16 protein-coding genes are annotated in these 19,855 nt (G+C 60.3%); 5 read left to right on the forward strand and 11 right to left on the reverse strand.

Annotation, left to right across the window (positions count from 1 at the left end):
- Positions 1 to 103 precede the first annotated feature (103 nt).
- Positions 104 to 1,270 (forward strand): nucleotide sugar dehydrogenase, encoded by a 1,167-nt coding sequence (locus C8N31_RS11365; protein WP_025049667.1) that lies wholly within the window; start codon positions 104 to 106, stop codon positions 1,268 to 1,270.
- 21 nt (positions 1,271 to 1,291) lie between these two features.
- Positions 1,292 to 2,557 (forward strand): glycerate kinase type-2 family protein, encoded by a 1,266-nt coding sequence (locus C8N31_RS11370; protein ID WP_025049666.1) that lies wholly within the window; start codon positions 1,292 to 1,294, stop codon positions 2,555 to 2,557.
- A 21-nt stretch (positions 2,558 to 2,578) separates the two neighbouring features.
- Here the strand turns inward: C8N31_RS11370 and C8N31_RS11375 are convergent, their stop codons facing one another.
- From C8N31_RS11375 to C8N31_RS11390, 4 genes are all read right to left on the reverse strand, one after another.
- Positions 2,579 to 3,508, reverse strand: coding sequence for an aminotransferase class IV (locus tag C8N31_RS11375; RefSeq protein WP_025049665.1), 930 nt, complete (start codon positions 3,506 to 3,508; stop codon positions 2,579 to 2,581).
- A gap of 163 nt (positions 3,509 to 3,671) precedes the next feature.
- On the reverse strand, positions 3,672 to 4,478 hold the full coding sequence (locus tag C8N31_RS11380) for an ABC transporter permease (RefSeq protein ID WP_025049664.1): 807 nt from the start codon (positions 4,476 to 4,478) through the stop codon (positions 3,672 to 3,674).
- Positions 4,471 to 5,238, reverse strand: coding sequence for an ABC transporter ATP-binding protein (locus C8N31_RS11385; RefSeq protein ID WP_025049663.1), 768 nt, complete (start codon positions 5,236 to 5,238; stop codon positions 4,471 to 4,473). The genes C8N31_RS11380 and C8N31_RS11385 overlap by 8 nt, the downstream gene beginning before the upstream one ends.
- Positions 5,239 to 5,305: 67 nt before the next feature.
- A complete protein-coding gene (locus tag C8N31_RS11390) occupies positions 5,306 to 6,325 on the reverse strand; it encodes an ABC transporter substrate-binding protein (RefSeq protein ID WP_025049662.1) in 1,020 nt (339 codons plus the stop codon).
- 100 nt (positions 6,326 to 6,425) lie between these two features.
- On the opposite strand from C8N31_RS11390, the gene C8N31_RS11395 reads away from it, so the two are divergent.
- The 3 genes from C8N31_RS11395 (at position 6,426) to rpe (ending at position 11,414) form a co-directional block, all read left to right on the forward strand.
- Positions 6,426 to 9,629 (forward strand): 2Fe-2S iron-sulfur cluster-binding protein, encoded by a 3,204-nt coding sequence (locus tag C8N31_RS11395; RefSeq protein WP_025049661.1) that lies wholly within the window; start codon positions 6,426 to 6,428, stop codon positions 9,627 to 9,629.
- On the forward strand, positions 9,626 to 10,627 hold the full coding sequence (locus C8N31_RS11400) for an NAD-dependent epimerase/dehydratase family protein (RefSeq protein WP_025049660.1): 1,002 nt from the start codon (positions 9,626 to 9,628) through the stop codon (positions 10,625 to 10,627). The genes C8N31_RS11395 and C8N31_RS11400 overlap by 4 nt, the downstream gene beginning before the upstream one ends.
- Positions 10,628 to 10,724: 97 nt before the next feature.
- The gene (rpe, locus tag C8N31_RS11405) at positions 10,725 to 11,414 is read left to right on the forward strand and encodes a ribulose-phosphate 3-epimerase (protein WP_025049659.1); all 690 of its coding nucleotides are present in this window, start codon (positions 10,725 to 10,727) and stop codon (positions 11,412 to 11,414) included.
- A 109-nt stretch (positions 11,415 to 11,523) separates the two neighbouring features.
- Here the strand turns inward: rpe and C8N31_RS11410 are convergent, their stop codons facing one another.
- Genes C8N31_RS11410 through C8N31_RS11440 form a run of 7 tightly spaced genes read right to left on the reverse strand, consistent with a single transcriptional unit; the run spans position 11,524 to position 19,843 of the window.
- The gene (locus tag C8N31_RS11410; RefSeq protein WP_025049658.1) at positions 11,524 to 13,017 is read right to left on the reverse strand and encodes a class I adenylate-forming enzyme family protein; all 1,494 of its coding nucleotides are present in this window, start codon (positions 13,015 to 13,017) and stop codon (positions 11,524 to 11,526) included.
- Positions 13,018 to 13,047: 30 nt separating this feature from the next.
- Positions 13,048 to 13,818: an oxepin-CoA hydrolase, alternative type gene (locus C8N31_RS11415; RefSeq protein WP_025049657.1), complete on the reverse strand. Its 771-nt coding sequence runs from the start codon at positions 13,816 to 13,818 to the stop codon at positions 13,048 to 13,050.
- Positions 13,815 to 14,243, reverse strand: a complete 429-nt coding sequence (locus C8N31_RS11420) for a PaaI family thioesterase (protein ID WP_231476900.1) — start codon at positions 14,241 to 14,243, stop codon at positions 13,815 to 13,817. Before C8N31_RS11420 ends, C8N31_RS11415 begins: the two co-directional genes overlap by 4 nt.
- Positions 14,230 to 15,363: an acyl-CoA dehydrogenase family protein gene (locus C8N31_RS11425; protein ID WP_025049655.1), complete on the reverse strand. Its 1,134-nt coding sequence runs from the start codon at positions 15,361 to 15,363 to the stop codon at positions 14,230 to 14,232. Before C8N31_RS11425 ends, C8N31_RS11420 begins: the two co-directional genes overlap by 14 nt.
- Positions 15,360 to 16,565 carry an acyl-CoA dehydrogenase family protein gene (locus C8N31_RS11430; RefSeq protein WP_025049654.1) on the reverse strand — a complete coding sequence of 402 codons (1,206 nt, stop codon included), beginning with the start codon at positions 16,563 to 16,565 and terminating at the stop codon, positions 15,360 to 15,362. The genes C8N31_RS11425 and C8N31_RS11430 overlap by 4 nt, the downstream gene beginning before the upstream one ends.
- Positions 16,566 to 16,577: 12 nt before the next feature.
- A complete protein-coding gene (locus C8N31_RS11435) occupies positions 16,578 to 17,750 on the reverse strand; it encodes an acetyl-CoA C-acyltransferase (protein ID WP_025049653.1) in 1,173 nt (390 codons plus the stop codon).
- Positions 17,747 to 19,843, reverse strand: a complete 2,097-nt coding sequence (locus tag C8N31_RS11440; protein WP_025049652.1) for a 3-hydroxyacyl-CoA dehydrogenase NAD-binding domain-containing protein — start codon at positions 19,841 to 19,843, stop codon at positions 17,747 to 17,749. The genes C8N31_RS11435 and C8N31_RS11440 overlap by 4 nt, the downstream gene beginning before the upstream one ends.
- Positions 19,844 to 19,855 lie beyond the last annotated feature (12 nt).

Here is a 19,855-nt window from a genome sequence, read left to right on the forward strand (position 1 = left end):
CCAAACAACCAGAGGTAATTTCCCCCGAAAGCAGCTGATCATTGCCACCCCAAAGCCGATATGACACTAAGGTGCCACGGTTTTTAGGGCGGGCAGCATTGACATGAAAATTGCCGTATTCGGTATCGGTTATGTGGGTCTGTCCAATGCCGTTTTGTTGGCCCAGCACAACAGCGTTGTTGCTGTGGATCTCAACCCAGACCGCGTGGCGCAGTTGAATGCGCGCCAATCCCCGATCGAAGACCCCAAGCTGGAAGATTGGCTCGCCACCAAAGATCTCGATCTGACCGCCACAACCGACAGCGCCGCCGCAATGACAGGGGCCGCCTTTGTCGTAGTTGCCACGCCCACGGATTACGACCCAAAAACCGACTTCTTTGACACCTCATCAGTTGAGGCCGTGATCCACGCCGCCGTCCGAGACGCGCCAGACGCGACAGTTGTGATCAAATCCACCGTTCCGGTTGGGTTCATCACCCGCATGCGCGGCGCCACCGGATCAGACAACATCCTGTTCTGCCCCGAATTTCTGCGCGAGGGCATGGCACTGCATGACAACCTGCACCCCTCTCGCATCGTGGTCGGCGCCGAAACCCCGGCCGCCCGCAGCTTTGCCGATCTGCTGGTGCAAGGTGCAGAAGCCCGGAACATCCCGCTGTTGTTCACTGGCGCGGAAGAGGCGGAATCGATCAAGCTGTTTGCCAACACCTATCTGGCCATGCGCGTTGCCTTCTTTAATGAGCTGGACAGCTATGCCCTGAGCCAAGACATGGACGCCCGCCAAATCATTGAGGGCATCGGCCTCGATCCACGAATTGGCACCCATTACAACAACCCATCGTTTGGCTATGGCGGCTATTGCCTGCCCAAAGACACCAAACAGCTGCTGGCGAATTATTCCGATGTGCCGCAAAACCTGATGCGGGCCGTGGTTGACGCCAACCGCACGCGCAAGGATTTCATTGCAGGGCAGATCGTCGCAAAGAACCCGCAGGTCGTGGGCATTCACCGTCTGGTGATGAAAGCAGGATCCGACAACTTCCGCCAAAGCTCAGTCCAAGGCGTGATCCGCCGTATCCGCGCCGCTGGCATTGATGTTGTGATTTATGAGCCCGCGCTTGAGGATGCCACGTTTATGGGGTGCTCGGTCATCAACGATCTGGCGACCTTCAAACAGCGCAGTGATGTGGTTGTGGCAAACCGCGCTTCCGAAGATCTGGATGATGTGGCAGGCAAAGTCTTTACCCGCGATATTTTTGGCCTCAGCTGACAACAATCTTGAGGAGGGCAAATGCGCGATCCCAAAAGAGATTTCCTCGCCAGCCTGTTTGACGCAGCTGTCGCCGCCGCCGATCCGCTCAAAGCGTTGCAGGGCAACCTGCCGGACCCGCCCAAGGGCCGCACGGTTGTCATCGGTGCAGGCAAAGGCGCGGCGCAATTGGCCCAAGCTTTTGAGCAACTCTGGCCCGCTCCGTTTGAAGGCGTGGTCGTCACTCGCTATGGTTACGCCGCCCCTTGCGAAACCATTCGGGTAGTCGAAGCGGCCCATCCCGTGCCGGATGCCGCTGGCCTTCAGGCCGCTGAAGCGCTCAAGGATGCTGTGCGTAATCTTGGCCCGGATGATCTGGTGATCGCGCTGATCTGCGGTGGCGGTTCGTCTTTGTTGCCGGACCCTCCGCACGGCTTAACGCTTGAGGATTTGCAACAGTTGAACGAGGCGCTGCTGGCCTCGGGTGCGCCGATCTCGGTGATGAACGACATTCGCAAATGCTTTAGCGGGATCAACGGCGGACGTCTGGCCGAACTGGCCGCCCCTGCGCAGGTCTGTTCACTGATCGTGTCGGACGTACCGGGTGATGCACCGGGCGAAGTGGCCTCCGGGCCAACTGTACCGGGGCGCCCCGCCATTGCAGATGTGCGGGCGATGATCCGCGCGCGCGGCATTGTCCTGCCGGACCGTTGTATGGATTACCTTGAAAACAGGGCCAGCACCCCGGATCGCCCAGCGCCTCATGTTACGACCAAGGTCATCGCCTCCGCCGCGCTTTCCCTGCAGGCCGCCGCTGACGTCGCGCAGTCATGCGGCATACAGCCTTGGATCCTGTCAGACGCCATCGAGGGCGAAGCGCGAGATGTAGCACAAGTACACAGCGCCATCGCCCTGCACACCGCCAAGTCCGGCACACCCTACGCCGCGCCGCTGGTGATCCTTTCGGGCGGTGAAACCACCGTGACCCTGCGCCACAAAGGCCGCGGCGGCCGCAACAGCGAGTTTCAGCTGAGCCTCGCCATCGCCCTTGATGGTCAGCCGGGCATCAGCGCCCTTGCCGCGGACACGGACGGGATCGATGGTTCCGAAGACAACGCTGGTGCCTTTGTCGATGGCAATACAGCCAGCCGAATGCGGGAGGCGGGCCTCGACCCCATCGCATATCTTGGCCGCAATGATGCCTATAGCGCCTTCAAGGCCATAGATGGCCTCTTTGTCACCGGCCCCACAGGCACCAACGTGAATGATTTTCGCGCCATCTTGATCGGCGATCTACCAAAGGGCTAATGCCGCCAATAGGCCCGCCGATCAACGGGCGGTTTTTGCCGCCACATGATCCGCAATCAGCGCCTTATAAAGCGCCTGCAACTGCGCCGTCACAGGCCGATCCCCGTCACCAATCGGCTTGCCATCGATGGTCGCCACCGGGGTTTGCGCCCCAAAGGTTCCGGTCAAGAACGCCTCATCCGCACTATAAGCCTCATAAAGCGAGAAGTTCTTTTCAAACACCGGAATTTCATTGGCACGGCACAGATCAATCACCTTTTGCCGGGTAACACCGTTCATGCAGTAATCCCCGGTCGAGGTCCAAACTGCCCCGCCGCGCACAATGAAAAAGTTGCAGGCGTTGGTGGTGTTCACAAATCCATGCGGGTCCAGCATCAGCCCCTCATCCGCGCCCGCCGCCTCGGCCTGCAAACAGGCGATGATACAGTTGAGCTTGGAATGGCTGTTCAGCTTGGGATCCTGGCTATTGGGCAAGCCGCGCACCTGCGGCACCGTGGCCAATGATATGCCCGCCGATTGCAGGCGGTTCACCGGCTTGGAATGCTCCATGATGATCACCAACGTCGGGCCAGATGTGCTCAGCGCGGGGTGCTGGAACGGCTTGTCCTTGATCCCCCGCGTCAGCATCAAGCGGCAATGTACATCATCGGTCATCCCGTTCGCCGCGGCTGTCTGACGCAGCGCCTCGGCAATGCCCGCGCGGTCCATTTCCACGTCCATCGCAATAGTTTTGCACGACCCGAAAAACCGGTCCATATGTTCATCAAAAAACGCCCAGACCCCGTCATAAAGGCGCATCCCCTCCCAGATCCCGTCACCTAGCATAAAGCCGCTGTCATAGACCGAGACCTTGGCCGCATCGCGGTGCACGATCTCGCCGTTCACATAGATCTTGATGTCACGGTTGCGGATGTCTTCTTCGGCGTCATGGGTGGTGGAATGATCAGTCATGCTTGGTCCGCTTTTAGAGTTTCTTGCATTGATAACAGGTTTCATACCCGCTGCCAGACATGTCCCGCCTTTCGGGGGCTGCCGCCCCTCCCCCTTTTTGGCAGTCAAATATTCCGGGGGGATCGCCGCGCAAGCGGCGATGGGGGCTGGCCCCCTTTTGCCCTCACACCCGCCAACGCAACACCCGCCGTTCCAGCGCGGCGATGGCCGATGACACAGCAACACCAAGCAGTGACAGTATCACCACTCCTGCGAACAGACGCTCCAGATCATAAAGGCTGCCCGCCTCCAGAATATAGGCACCGATACCGTATTCCGCGCCCAGCATTTCCGCCGCCACCAACAGGATAATCGCAATGGTCAGCGACACCCGAAGCCCCGACAGGATTCCGGGCATGGCGCCGGGCAGCACAATCTTGCTCACAATCGACCACCAGCCAAGGCCAAAGCTTTGACCCATGCGGATCAGGCTGCGATCCACATTGTCCACTGCCGCATAGGCCGCCACCACCGTGGGGGTGAAAGTACCAAAGGCAATCAGCGCGTATTTGCTGGCCTCATCAATCCCGAACCAGATCACAAACAGCGGCAGCAGCGCGATTTTGGGAATGGGGAAGATCGCCGCGACCAGTGGCACCAGACCGGCTCGTGCAAGGCTAAAGAGCCCGATCAACACGCCAACTGATATGCCGATCACCGCGCCCATGCTGGCCCCAATCACCAGCCGTGTCAGCGAGGGTATCAAATGTTTGAACAGCAGGCCGGATGCATAAAGCTCACCAAAGGTCGCCGCCACATCGCTCGGCCTCGGCAGGGTCAGCGCCGAAATCACACCGCTGCGCGTGCCCCATTCGGCCAGCAGGATCAACAGCACAAACACCACCACCCCGACCCCGCGTTTACGCTGAGTGATGAAACCGCCGCCCCGAAAAGTGACCTTTTTTGCCTGCTTCATTTCACTCTCAGACATGAATGAGCTCCGCATCGGCAGCTGCGGCCTCTTCGCGCATCAACCCCCAAAGGTATTGTTGCTGTTCCTCAAGCGCGGCATCGCCGTAAGCGCGGTCTGTCAGAGGCGTGTCCAGCGTGACAACCTCGCGGATTTGCCCCGGCCTGCGGGACAGCACGACAATCTTGTGCCCCAGACGCACAGCTTCGGCGAGGTTGTGGGTGACATAGACGGCGGTGAACGGTTGCCGTGTCCATAGGCCAACCAGATCATCCATCAGCAATTCGCGGGTCTGGCTGTCCAATGCCGACAGGGGTTCATCCATCAGCATTACCGCCGGTCGCACCGCCAGTGCACGGGCGATGGCCACCCTTTGTTTCATCCCGCCCGACAATTGTTTAGGCAGCGCATCGGCAAACTCGCTCAGCTTGGTGCGGGCCAGTACATCGGCGATGATATCATCCCGCGCTGCCGCTCCCATTCGGTGATCCTCAAGCGCCAGCGCAATATTGCCGCGCACCGTCCGCCATGGCAGCAGGGCAAAATCCTGAAAGATATAGGTCAGCGGGTTCAGGCAATCCTCCGGTGCATCGCCCAGTTGCAACACCTGCCCGCCGCCGGGTTCTTCCAACCCACCAATCAGACGCAGCAGGGTGGACTTGCCACAGCCTGATGGGCCGACAAGACAGACAATCTGCCCCGATGGAATTTCCAGCGAAATGTCACGCAACACCTCGGTCTCGCCGTAGTGGTGGCTGATGTTGTCCAGTCTCAGGTCCATGGCACTGCCTTAAAAAGCAAAGGGCCAGGCGGACAGCCCGGCCCTTGTTTCACTCGATGTGCGGCTGTTACGCGCCCATCGTTTTGACGTAGGAGGTGTCAATCAGCTGATCCAGCGTGATGTCCGCATCCACCAGACCCTCGGACTGGAACCAGCTCAGCTGATCTGCGACCGATGCCACATTCAGCGCGGCCCCTTCATTGAGGCGCATCGTGCCGTTGATGATCGACGGCGCGGCCTTTTCGCGGGGGCGGTCGGTGTAAACATATTTGTGAATCAGATCGACCATTGCATTCACGCCATCCTCACCGCCGTCCTTGGCAATCATCGCGCTGTTGTAGTCCGCAACCCCTTTGGAGAACCCGTTCAAAAAGCTTTGCGTCAGATCCCGGTCTTCGCTGGCGTTTTTGGCCGAGGTAAAGACGGTTGTGACCTGATAATCGGGCAGATAATCGGCCACATTGCCGATGATATGCACCGCGCCTGACCCCGACAGCGGTTTGGCGATATGCGGCACGATGGACCAGGCATCAATCTGGCCAGATTTCAACGCACCAATGATCGCGCCGACCTTTTGCAGCGGCTTGAAGGTCAGGTTGATACCCTCTGCGGCGGCCATTTTGGACCCCATATAGTGGAATGACGATCCAGCCTGCGTGATGCCATAGCTTTTGCCATCCAGCATCGCCGGGGATGTGACACCCGCCTGATAGGCCGCGTCAGAGACGAGGAACTTTTGACCGTCGATGCCGGCCTCTTCTTGCAATGCGCCGCCGATCACCTTGATCGCGCCCTTTTGCGCCAGTGACACCAGACCACCAGAGATGGCTGTCACGGCATAGTCGACATCGCCGCTGGCAATCGCCACCGCCATCGGTTGCGCGGCCTGAAAGAACCGCAGTTCAACATCGAGACCGGCCTCTTTGAAATAATCCCGCTCAAAGGCGACAAAGCTGCCGGAATGGCTGGTAAAGCGCAATGCCCCCACAACGATCTTCTTGTTTTGTGCAATCGCGGGCGCGGCAAGGCCAACAGCGGCGGCAGCGCCCATCGTGGCCAATGTCTGGCGGCGGTTAAAAGTGATCATGTTCCTACTCCCCATATCTGGCGGTAGCATGGTCAAGGCGGTCCGGCAGAGTCAAGCGCAGCACTGGCAATTCACGCGCTGCTGTGGCACCTGCTGTGGCATGAAATTTTTCTCGTCCAAATCGCGCCCCATGCATATGGGTACTTATCCACTGGAACGGCTGCGCCGGTTGAGTGCACCCTTGACGCAGCTGCCAGACCTGCCTTTTCCAACGCTCAGCTTTGATCGGCCTGAAGATCCGGCAAGCATCGTCAATGCCATGGGTCCGTTTCAGGCGATGATGGATGTGGTGCGCAGCGGCAAGGTCAATCCGGCAAGGGCCGCGATCCCCGATGATCCGTTGGCGCGCAGCCAGCACCTAAAGTCCTTTGGCTATTACAACGATGCCAGCATGATCGGCATTTGCGCCCTGCCGGATGCGGCGCGGCTGGCCCGGCCCCGGCACAACCCTGCCACCGATGCACTGGCCCGCGACCTGCGCGAGCGTCAGACCAAGACATTGGCCGCCGGGGTCGATGTGATCATGGCAAACCTGCGCGATGCCGCCGAAGCCCCGGCGCAACCACTTGGCGATCACCGCCATGCGATGGTGATCCTGACAGCTTTTCCACGCGATCCAAATGCCGACGAGCCGGGCAGCGATTGGATCATGGATGCACAGGCCGAACGGGCCTGCCTGCGGGCCAGCGAAAATGCCACCGTGCTGGCCGAATACATCCGGCAGCTTGGCTTTGATGCGCGGGTGCATTCGGCGACCACATCGGATGTGCATCTGGGCAAGCTGGCGATTGCGGCAGGTCTGGCGGTCTGGGAGAGCGGCACATTGCAAGCGCCCTGGATCGGGGATCGGTTCGGCCTCGCCGTGGTGACAACCGACATGAGCCTTGCCGATGATCTGCCGCTGGCACCATTGCGCGAACAGCCATGGGCGGCGCTCAAAGGGCCGCACTGGCAGCTTGGCACCCACGGCGGGACCAGCGCTCGCGATCACGACCCTTATGCCAAACGCGGCTATGCCCAAGGACCGCACCCGTTTGAGACCCTCAAACGGGTAGATGATCCGACCACCTATATCGACGCGGCGAATGTACCGCGTGTGCCCAAACGCGCCGATCTGTTTGCACGCGGGCAATTCGGCGATATGGGGCCAAAAGTGCAAAACGCCATGAAGGGCGGCCATCACGTGGTCAAATCGGCCCCAGCCGCCGCGCAGCGCCGGTTGCTTGGTGCGTTGATCCTGTTGCAGGACGGCGCGGTGCATCCTGAACCGGCGCAGCATGACGCGACACGCAACGCCGCCAACCTCAAGGCGGCAAGCTATTTTCTGGGCGCGGATGCGGCGGGCATTTCGGCCTGCCCCGATTGGACATGGTACAGCCATGACGCCACCGGCACGCCGATTGATCCGCCCCATGATCAATCCCTGAGCATGATCATTGATCAGGGGTTTGACACGATGGAGGGGTCGTCAGGCGACGATTGGATTGCGGTGTCGCAAAGCATGCGAGCCTATTTGCGGTTCTCGATGCTGGGCGGGGTACTGGCCCAACATCTGCGCAACCTTGGCTATCCGTCCAAGGCCCATACGGTGATGGACGGTGATGTGTTGCAGCCGCCCTTGCTGTTGCTGGCAGGCATGGGCGAGGTCAGCCGCATTGGCGAGGTGATCCTCAACCCGTTCCTGGGGCCGCGCCTCAAATCCGGTGTGGTGACAACCACCCTGCCCGTCACCCATGACAAGCCGATTGATTTTGGCCTGCAAAAATTCTGCGAGGCCTGCAACAAATGCGCCCGTGAATGCCCCTCCGGTGCGATCACTGCCGGGCCGAAAAAAATGTTCAACGGCTATGAGATCTGGAAATCCGACAGCCAGAAATGTGCCACCTACCGGATCACCAATCAGGGCGGCGCGATGTGCGGACGTTGTATGAAAACCTGTCCGTGGAACCTTGAGGGGCTTTTTGCAGAGGCACCGTTCCGCTGGGCCGCCACGCATATCCCGCAGGCCGCGCCGATGCTGGCCAAGCTGGACGACAAAGTCGGCAAGGGCCGGTTGAACCCGGTGAAAAAGTGGTGGTGGGATGTCGAGCTTCAGGATGATGGCAGCTATGACACGCCCACAGCGCCGGTGAATGCCCGCGATCTGCAAACCGATTTGGACCTGAAGTTTGAGGATCAGACGCTGGCCGTTTATCCCGCGCCACTGGCCGCGCATCCGTGGCCCTATCCCGATCCGATGAACCGCGAGGCCGGGATCAAGGCGCATGCCGATCTGATCACTGCCGATGAACATCGTGCGAAATCCGCACGAGGCGAGACAGACCACCTGCATCTTTACGATGTCGGCAGCGATGCGCCGGTTCTTGATCTGCGCATCGTGAATGCCGAAAAGATGAGCGACGGGGTGACCCTATATGATTTCGCTCATCCAGAGGGGCATGACCTGCCGGAATGGACGGCTGGGGCGCATCTGGATCTGGTGGTCGCCCCTGAATTCTTGCGGCCCTATTCCCTGTTGGGTGATCCCGCAGACCGCAGCCGCTACCGGATTGCCGTGTTGCGAGAGGATCAGGGGCGCGGCGGATCGGCCTTGTTGCACCGGGTGTTCACCAAGGGGCGGCGGGTGTTTGTTTCCAAACCTGTGAACCACTTTGAGCTGGTCGAAGACGCCGCCAAAACCCTGCTGATGGGTGGCGGGATCGGCGTGACGCCGATGATCGCCTTTGCGCACCGCCTGCATACTTTGGGCAAACCTTTTGCCCTGCATTATTCGTCATCGACCCGCGCATCAGCGGCGTTTCTGGCGTTTTTGTCGCAAATGCCTTGGGCCGATCAGGTGCATCTGCATCTGTCGGATGAGGGCAGCCGCGCGGACCTGCCTGCGCTGATGTCCGCCTTACCTGCGGGCAGCCACGTTTACACCTGCGGTCCGGATGCCTATATGCAATCGGTCATGGACGCGGCCGAGGCTGCGGGGGTGCCCGAAGACGCGCGGCATCTTGAATATTTCTCAACGCCGGAACTGCCTGAATACGTGAACACTCCCTTTACCCTGCGCCTATCCACAGGCCGCGACATTGCTGTCGCGGCGGATCAATCGGCCTCGGACGCGCTGATTGCGGCAGGGGTGCCTGTGGACATCAAATGCTCTGACGGGATCTGCGGCGTGTGCAAATGCGGGGTGAAGTCTGGCGATGTGGAACACCGCGATTTTGTTTTGTCGGCCAAACAGCGTGAGACCTCCATGATCCTGTGCCAATCCCGCGCCGCCCAAGAGGGCGCGACACTGGAGATCGACCTTTGAAAACCGCTCTTGTTACTGGATCATCCGGTTTTGTCGGCTATTTCACGTCTCGCGCCCTGCTGGATGCGGGGTGGCAGGTGATCGGGCTGGACAGCCTGTCGGACTACTACGATGTCGGGCTCAAGAAACGGCGGCAGGAGATGTTGCTGGATTACCCTGCGTTTCAGGTGGTGAACGAAAAGATCGAAACGCCCGGTGTGTTGCTGACCCTGTTTGAACAGCACCGGCCCGATATCGTGGTGCATCTGGCCGCACAGGCCGGCGTGCGCCATTCGCTGCATATGCCGCGTGCCTATGTGGAGGCGAACCTGATCGGCACGTTCGAATTGCTTGAGGCCGCGCGGACCTTCCCGCCGGAGCACCTGTTGCTGGCGTCCAGCTCATCGGTTTACGGGGCCAACACCGACCTGCCCTATGCCGAGACTGACAAGGTAGACAGCCCGATGTCGTTCTACGCCGCAACCAAAAAGGCGGGCGAGACGATGGCGCACAGCTATGCCCATCTTTACGGACTGCCCACGACCATGTTCCGTTTCTTTACGGTTTACGGGCCATGGGGCCGCCCTGATATGGCGCATTTCAAGTTCACCAAGGCGATCCTGAATGGCGATCCCATCGACATTTACAACCACGGCCAGATGCAGCGCGACTTTACCTATGTCGATGATCTGGTTGGCGCGATCCTTGCACTGATTGACAAACGCCCCGACCCCGCCGCACCGGTGGAGTATGACAATGTCTCAACCGTGGCGCCGTTCCGGGTGGTGAATATCGGCAATGACAGCCCGGTGAAACTTCTTGATTTCATTGCCGCGATTGAAGGCGCTTGCGGGCGCGAGGCGATCAAGACATTTCACGATATGCAACCCGGCGACGTACCTGCCACATGGGCGGACACCCGGCTGCTGACCGCGCTCATCGGGGACCGTCCCACCACGGATATCAAGGACGGCTTGCAGGCTTTTGTCGATTGGTACCGAGCCTATTATCAGGTCTGAAGCCTGCGGCCATTGTGCATCTTGGGCCAGTCTGCACTGGTCACACAGCCATCGACCCGCTAAGACGCGGCCAAACTGCCAACATAGGACAAGCGCCATGACCTTTGACCGTTCCATCAAAATTGCTCCGTCGATCCTTGCCGCCGATTTCGCCAACTTCGGTGCCGAATGTGAGGCCATCGAGGCACAGGGCGCCGATTGGGTGCATGTGGATGTGATGGACGGGCATTTTGTGCCCAACATCAGCTTTGGCCCAACCACCTGCGCCGCGATCCGTCCGCATATCAAAGGCGTGATGGATGTGCATTTGATGATCGCGCCGGTCGATCCCTACATTGATGCCTTTGCAAACGCTGGCGCGGATGTGATCACCGCCCATGTGGAGGCCGGCCCGCACATCCACCGCACCTTACAAGCCATTCGCGGCGCAGGGGCCAAGGCCGGTGTCGCGCTGAACCCCGGCACCCCCGCAGAGGCCGTCGCGCATCTGCTGGACCTGACGGACCTGATCTGTGTGATGACCGTGAACCCCGGCTTTGGCGGACAGAAATTCATCGACATGAGCGACAAGATCAAAACATTGCGCTCAATGATCGGGGACCGGCCCGTGCATATCGAGATTGATGGCGGCGTGGACCCAAGCACAGCGCCGATTGTGGCACAGGCCGGGGCTGATGTTTTGGTCGCGGGATCGGCCGTGTTCAAAGGCGGATCGGTCAGCGATCCTGCCCCCTACGGCACCAATATCAAGGCGATCCGTGAGGCGGCGGCGGGCGTCTACGCCTAAGCCATTTGTTTGGATCGAAGGGCGGAATGGGGGCCAGCCCCCACCGCGCCTGCGGCGCGTCCCCCCGGAGGTTTTTTGGCCAAATGAAGGGGCGGCGGCGCAAAATTTGTCAGGTCAGTTGATCGGCAAATGTGTCGAGCAGCTTGTGTTTGAGAATTTTACCAGTAGGCGCGGCGGGCAACGCTGTACCGAGTATGATTTGCGCAGGCCGTTTGTAGCCGGTCAGGCGGTCGCGCACAAAATCTCGGAGCGCATCTGCGGTCAGGTCATCGCCTTCGGCAATTTGCACAAAGGCCAGCACCTGTTCATCGCCATCTTTCATCCGGCCAATGACGGCGGATTGGATCACCTGCGGATGGTCATTCAGCGCCGCCTCAACCTCGGGTGGGTAAACGTTGAACCCGCCATGGATGATCAGCTCTTTTGAGCGGCCAAGGATGTGCAGAAAGCCGTTTTTGTCGATCTTGCCCAGATCGCCGGTGCGCATCCAGCCATCGGAAGACAGCACTTTGGCGGTTTCCTCAGGGTTTCGGTAATAGCCCTTCATGATATGCGCGCCGCGCGTCAGCACCTCGCCGGTGCCATCATGGCCGCCCGGCACGCTGTCGTCGATCATCACCTCCACGCCGGGCAGGCAAGGACCAACCGAGATATCCGGCGATCCGATGGGATTGTTCGATGCGCAGACGCCGGCGGTGGTTTCGGTCATGCCATAGCCGTTTTGCAGGGCAACGCCGTAGAATGCCTCGGCCTTGCGTTTCCAGGCCGGGTCAAGGGGTGCTGCGCCCGAGGACACATAGCGCAGGTCGGGCGAGCCGAGCCGATCAAGGCCTTGTTCTTTGGTGTATTGCATCAGCAAAGCATGCATCTGCGGCACAGCTGACAGGAGCGTGACACCCTCATTGAGCGCCTCAAACAGTTTCGCGGCCGAGAACCGTGCCTCAAGCCGCACAGAGGCACCGGCATAGCAAGACGCAGTGACAACAGAGGCCAGACCAAAGACATGGGTGATCGGCAGCACGCCGTAGATCAGATCGTTTGGGGTCATATTGCGCAGGTGCGCCGAAGCCTTGCCGCCGAAGCGCAGATTGGCATGGGTCAACATCACGCCCTTGGGGTCGCCGGTCGTCCCTGTGGTGTAGAGCAGGACAGCCACATCGGCCAAATCGGCGTCGGGTTGGCTGGGCATTGGGGTGGCCAGTTGCAATGTTCCAAACCGGCCCGAGATCGCGCTGGCCTGCATCCGGCCCGCATGTGCGGCTGCATCGGCCGACACGGCCTCCGTCATCACCACTGCTGCCGGGGCAGCGTGCGCCACGACCCGGTCCACCTCGGCGGCGGATTGGCGGGCGTTGACCGGGATCACCACGGCGTCCAGCTTCCAGCAAGCAAAGAGCCCAGCGACCGCAGCGGCGCAGTTTTCCGAAAGCATCAGCACCCGGTCATTGGCCTGCACGCCCGCTTTGGTTAGCTGCCCGGCCAGATCAGTGCTTGCGGCATCCAGATCGGCAAAGCTCCAACGGGTGCCGATGCTGTCAGTCAATGACAGGGCATCGGGGGCCTTTTGCACTTGATCGGCTAGAAAATCCTCAACCCGTTGCATGTGTTTCCCTCCCTGTCGTTGGCTGCGTGATCAGCGGTAATTTGGCGGCCGCTTTTCCAAGAATGCCGCAATGCCTTCGGCGGCTTCGGCCTGTCCGGCGGCATGAGCCATGGCATCGCGTTCGGCATCAAGCTGCGCGGCTTCGGTCACGTCATAAGCAGCGTCTACAAGTCCGCGAATAACGCCTTGGGCGGTGCGCGGACCGGCGGCGAGCGCATCGGCCAGTGCCATGGCTTCGGTCATGGCCTGACCTTCTGGGCAGATCAGATTGACCGCGCCCAGATCCGCAAATCGTTGAGCCATGACGGGGCGGCCCATCAGGCACATTTCCATCGCCAGTGGACGCGGGATCATCCGGGCCAGCGCGGCGGTTAGGCCCGCATCTGGCACCAGCCCTGCCTTGACATAGGCGGCTGTGAACTTAGCGGTCTCACTTGCCACGATCAGATCACATGCCAGCGCCAAAGACAGGCCGGCCCCTGCTGCGCCTCCTTCGACGGCGGCGATCACCGGCACCGGGCAGGCGCGGATGCTGCGGACCAGGTCGTGCAGATCATCAATGCGGTCGCGGCGGTCTGCCTCAGCCATTTTGCGCCGGGCGATCAGCACGTTCAGATCGCCGCCTGCACAGAAAAACCCACCTTCGGAAGTCAAGATCACGGCGCGAATGCGGGGATCTTTCGCTTGTTCCATTGCCGCCGCGATACACTCATAAAGTTCCGGCGACAGCGCCCCCCGTTTGGCGGTGTTGCCATTCCATATGATCAGTCGATCACCTTTGTCTTCGATCCGTGCGGTCATGTCAGTCGTTCCTTAGGGACCCGTTTGAATACGCCGGTGGAGCTGGCGATAAGGCGGCCATCTTCGTCGACCAGATCGGCGGCGATATACAGAATGCTGCGCCCGCCCCCCGTGACGCGGCCCGTCGCCGTGACCCGCTTGCCAATGCCAACCGGCGCGACAAATTGGGTTGTCAGGGTCACGGTGAGAAATGGCGCTTTGCCTGTGGCGTCCACCGTCAGTGATCCGGTGGTGCCGCTGGCGTTGTCCAAGATCGCGGTTGCGATGCCGCCATGCAGCACCCCGTGGCGGTTGGTGTGTTGCGGCCCGATATCAAGCCAGCACCGCCCCTGTCCGTTTTGCCCGCCCACATCCACGACATAACCGATCAGCGTTTGCGTGCCGGTTTCGTCGCGGATCAGGTGATCGTTATCAGGCGGCGACAAGGGCAATGAACCGTTCAAGATGATGGTCCGTATCGCCAAAGCGGTGATCGGCCATGGTGATCCGCTTGGCGATATGAGCCAGTTCATATTCCTGCGTCATCGCGATGCCGCCGTGCATCTGGATGCTTTCTTCGGCAACCAGACGACCGGCGCGTCCCATGAGGTTCTTGGTGGAGGACACGTTGATTTCGCGCAGTTTGCGGTCTTCCTCAAGATGGCCCGCGGCGTTGATCACCGCAGAGCGGGCTTGCTCCATCTCGATCAGCAGGTCAGAGAACCGATGGGCCAGTGCCTGAAAGGTGCCGATGGGGCGACCAAACTGTTTGCGGGTACCGAGGTAGTCGCGGGTCAGTTCTGTCGCAGTTTCCATCGCACCCAGCGTTTCGGCGCATTGTGCGACGCTGGCTGCGGCCATCCGCGCTTCGATCGCGGCGAAAGCACTGCCTGCCTCGCCCAGACGGTCTGCGGCGGTCAGCTGCACATTGTCGAGCATCACTTCGGCAGCACGGCCACCAGCCAGCAAGGCGTAGCCTTGGATGGTGAGACCTTTGGCATCCGAGGGCACAAGGAACAGCGAGATACCCGCCTCGTCATCCACCGCGCCGCTTTCGCGGGCCGAGACCACCAGATAATCGGCAGCTTCGGCGTTGGCGACGACGGCCTTGTGACCGTTCAGCACGATGGCATCGCCATCGGTTTTGGCGGTGGTTTGCACACGGTTCAGGTCGTAACGGCTGGAGGGTTCACCATGGGCGAAGGCCATATGCAGCCCGCCGCCGATCAGGGTTTCGACATGCGCCTGCTGCGCCTCGTTGCCGAGATCCGCCAGCAAGCCGCCCGCCAGAACAGCACTGTCCAAGACCGGTTCTACCACGCCAGCGCGGCCCAGTTCTTCAAACACCACGGCCAGATCAAAGCCCTTGCCGCCAAAGCCGCCTTGTTCTTCGGTGAAAAGCGCGCCGATGACGCCCAGTTCGGCCAGTTGCGCCCAGATGTCTGCGGACATGCCGCTGTCGCTGTCGAGAATAGTGTTCCGTGTTGCGGTGTCATAGCGATCACGCAGGAACCGGCGCAGGGTGTCCTGCAACATTTGCCGTTCTTCGGTCAGGTCAAAATTCATGCGCCACCTCCCATCTTAACTTTGGCAATGATGCCACGTTGGATCTCGTTCGAGCCGCCAAAGATCGACAGCTTGCGATAGTTGAAATATTGCGCAGCCACCGGCCCCGCGTCATGAGGATCGGGCAAGCCCGCGTTGGATCCCTCGACCGCCTCTGAGGCGAACGGCATCGCATAGGCCCCCACCGCACGGCGGGCCAGATCGTTGATTTCTTGCCGGATGATGGTGCCTTTGACCTTGAGCATCGACGCCTCAACGCCCGGCGCGCTGCCGGCGGCGGCCTGCGAAATAATGCGCAGATTGGTGGTGGCCATTGCCATCAGATCAATCTCGACCTGCGCCATGCGCGCGGCAAAATGCGGGTTTTGCGCGAGGGGCTTACCCCCTGCCATTTCGGCGCGGGCCACTCGTTTGACTGCTGCCAGACCGGCCTGAGAAAAGCCAACGCCAGCAATGTTGGTCCGTTCGTGGGTCAGCAGGTATTTGGCGTAGGTCCAGCCCTTGTCCTGTTCGCCCACCAGATTTTCCACCGGCACTTCGACGTCTGTAAACCAGACCTCGTTGACCTCATGGGTGCCATCCAAAAGGATGATTGGGCGCACTTCGACGCCGGGTGTGTCCATGTCGATCAGCAGAAAGGAAATGCCCTCTTGCTGTTTGACGTCCTTGTTGGTGCGCACCAGACAGAAGATCATGTTGGCGTGCTGGCCAAGGGTCGTCCATGTCTTTTGCCCGTTCACCACATAATGGGTGCCCGCATCATTCAATACAGCCGTGGTTTTCAAAGACGCCAGATCAGACCCCGCGCCCGGTTCGGAATAGCCCTGACACCACCAGTCTTCGCCCGACAGAATGCGCGGCAGCCAATAGTCCTGCTGTTCCTTGGAGCCGAATTTTTGCAGCACCGGGGCCAGCATCGACAGGCCGAAGGGCACGATGCGCGGGGCGTTGGCGGCGGCGGCTTCTTCTTCGAAGATATGCCGCTGCACCGCGTTCCATTCCGCCCCGCCAAAGGAGGCGGGCCAGTTCGGCGCAAGCCAGCCCTGCTCGTTCAGGATCGCATGCCAGCGTTCCTGATTTTCGCGGCCCAATTCCTGACCTTTGCGGATCTTGTCGCTGAACTCCTTGGGCAGCTTTTCCTTAAGAAAGCTGCGGACTTCGTCGCGAAAAGCCTTGTCTTCATCTGAGTAACGCAGGTCCATCGGGCCGCTCCCTTAGTAGATTTCGAACAGGCCAGCAGCGCCCATGCCGCCGCCAACGCACATGGTCACAACACCCAGTTTGGCACCGCGACGCTTGCCCTCAAGCAGGAGGTGACCTGTCAGGCGCGCGCCGGTCATGCCGAAGGGGTGGCCGATGGCGATGGAGCCGCCGTTGACGTTGTATTTGTCGGGGTCGATGCCCAGACGGTCCCGTGCATAGAGACACTGCGAGGCAAAGGCTTCGTTCAGTTCCCACAGGTCGATGTCATCCACCTTGAGGCCATGCCGTTCCAGCAGACGCGGCACAGCAAAGACCGGACCGATGCCCATCTCGTCAGGCTCGCAGCCCGCGACGGCAAAGCCCTTGAACGCGCCCAGTGGTTCAAGACCGGCCATTTCGGCTTCCTTGCTGTCCATCACGACAACGGCGGCGGCGCCATCAGAGAGCTGGCTGGCATTGCCCGCGGTGACATAGCCACCTTCGCGCACGGGCTGTAGGCCAGAGAGCCCTTCCATAGTTGTGCCGGGGCGGTTGCATTCGTCGCGGTCCACGACAACCTCATGAGTGGTCACTTCGCCGGTTTCTTTGTTCTTCATGCCCATGGTTGTGGTCATTGGCACGATTTCATTGTCGAACTTGCCGGCCTGTTGTGCCTCATGGATCAGCTGCTGGCTGCGCAGGCCGTATTCGTCCTGGTATTCGCGGCTGAGGCCATAACGCTCGGCGACGATGTCGGCGGTTTCGATCATGGTCATGTAGACGTCAGGCTTGTTCTCAAGCAGCCATGGGTCAGGCACATGCTTCATATGTGGCTGCACCATTGAAATGCTCTCAACCCCGCCTGCAACCATCGGGCCTGCGCCCTCTTGGGTGATGGCGTTGGCGGCCATGGCCACAGTTTGCAGGCCAGACGAACAGAACCGGTTGACCGTGACGCCGGAGGTTGTGATCGGCAGACCCGCACGCAGACCGATCTGGCGTGCGATGTTGGCACCGGTCGCGCCCTCGGGCGTGCCGCAGCCCATATAGATGTCTTCGATCTGCGCCGGATCAAGGCCCGCCCGTTTGACTGCATGTTCAACCGCATGGCCGCCCATGCTGGCGCCATGGGTCATGTTGAACGAACCCCGAAAAGACTTCGCAAGGCCCGTGCGGGCGGTAGAGACGATAACTGCTTGTTTCATTTCAAGGGTTCCTTGTTCAAATCATCAAATGTGCGGCCCTCGGAGGCCAGTTGTTTCAGAAGCGGCGCCGGTTCCCAGAACCAGGCATCTTCCTTTGCATAGCTTTCAATATCCGCCAGAACAGCGGGCAGCCCTTGGATATCGGCCCATTTCATTGGCCCGCCCCAATAGCGCGGGAAACCATATCCAAAGAGCAATGTCATATCGACGTCCAAGGGGCGGCGGGCGATGCCTTCGCCCACGACCTTGGCCGCTTCGTTTACCATGGCACACATGTAGCGGCGTACAATCTCCTGATCGGTGAAAGGACGTGGCGTAATTCCCAGCTCTTGCTGTTCGGCGGTGATCAGATCGGCAATTTTTGGATTGGGCGTGCCGCCGCGTTTGCCCTTTTCATAGACGTAATAGCCCTCGCCGGTTTTCTGGCCAAAGTGGCCCTGCTCGCACAGCCGGTCGATGTAGGTCGGCACACGTTCCTGCGGATGGCGGTCCGGCGCTTTGCGCTTGCGTGTCATCCAGCCAATGTCGAGACCCGCCAGATCGGCCACGGCAAACGGCCCCATAGCAAAACCAAAGTCCGTCAACGCTTTGTCGATCTGATAGGGTGTCGCGCCGTCCAGAACCATGTGATCGGCGGCAGTGCGGTAGGTGGCCAGAATGCGATTGCCGATAAAGCCGTCACAGACACCGGCCCGCACACTGACCTTGCCCAGCGCCTTGCCCAATGCAAACCCCGTGGCAACAACATCCGGCGCAGTTTGATCGGCGACCACGACCTCAAGCAATTTCATCACATGTGCCGGGCTAAAGAAATGCAGGCCAATCACATCCGCCGGGCGCGAGGTGCAGGCGGCGATCTCATTTACATCCAGATAAGAGGTGTTGGAGGCCAGCACGCAACCGGGCTTGCAGGCCGCGTCCAGTTTGCCGAACACCTCGCGTTTGACGGACATGTCCTCAAACACCGCTTCGATGACCAAATCGACGTCTGACAGGCTGTCGTAATTGGTTGAGACGGTCAGCGCCTGAGTGGTCAGGGCATCATATTTCGCTTGATTGATCTTGCCGCGCTTCAAGGCCCCTTGCAGGTTGCCTGCAATGCGGTCGCGGGCGGCGGCGGCAAATTCTTCTTTCATCTCGATCAACACCACGCCAAAGCCAGACAGCAGCGCCGCCGTGGCGATGCCTGCCCCCATGGTGCCGCCACCGATCACACCGATGGATTGCAAGGCGCGGGGTTCAACGCCTTTAAGCTCCGGCAGATTGCTGACGGCGCGTTCGTTAAAGAAGGCGTGAATCATGCCTTTGCGCTGATCGGTGTTCATCAGCTCCATGAACAATTCACGCTCGCGCAGGATGCCTTGGGCAAAGGGCAGTTCGCTGGCGGCTTGCACCGCCCGAACGGCAGTGGCGGGGCTGATCTGACCCCGGCCTTTTTTCAGCACAGCGTCATAGGTGGCATCCCAATCGATCCCTTCCGCAGCAGGCATTTCGCTAACCGGGCGTCGCGGCGCATTCTGATCCAGCAATTCTTGTGTATAGGCTAGACCAACAGCCTCTGGATCGCCCTCTTCAACACGGTCCAGGATGCCCATCTCCAGCGCCTCGGGCGCTTTGATGTGGCGACCTGAGGTGATCGCCTCAACCGCCTTTTCCGCGCCGGTCAAACGCGGCAAGCGCTGCGTCCCACCAGCACCGGGCAAGATGCCCAGATGCACTTCGGGCAGACCCACACGGGCCGATGGTTGTGCGATCCGGTAGTGGGCGCAAAGCGCAACCTCAAGACCGCCGCCAAGGCTGACCCCATGCATGGAGGCCACGACCAACAGCGGTGAGGCTTCGATACGGGTACACAGATCGGGCAGGTTCGGCTCCATCGGGGGTTTGCCAAATTCGGTGATATCTGCACCAGCGATAAAGGCACGGCCATCGCCGAGGATCAGCACCGCCCGAACGCCATCATCCGCTTCGGCGTGGGCCATACCATCAGACAGGCCCTGACGCACAGCTTGGCTCAACGCGTTGACAGGCGGGTTCTGGATGCGCAGCACGGCGATATCTCCGTGGCGGCTATAGGCAATCTTGTCGCTCATGTTCTCAAAGGC

This window comes from Sulfitobacter mediterraneus, assembly GCF_003054325.1.
GTDB lineage: Bacteria > Pseudomonadota > Alphaproteobacteria > Rhodobacterales > Rhodobacteraceae > Sulfitobacter > Sulfitobacter mediterraneus.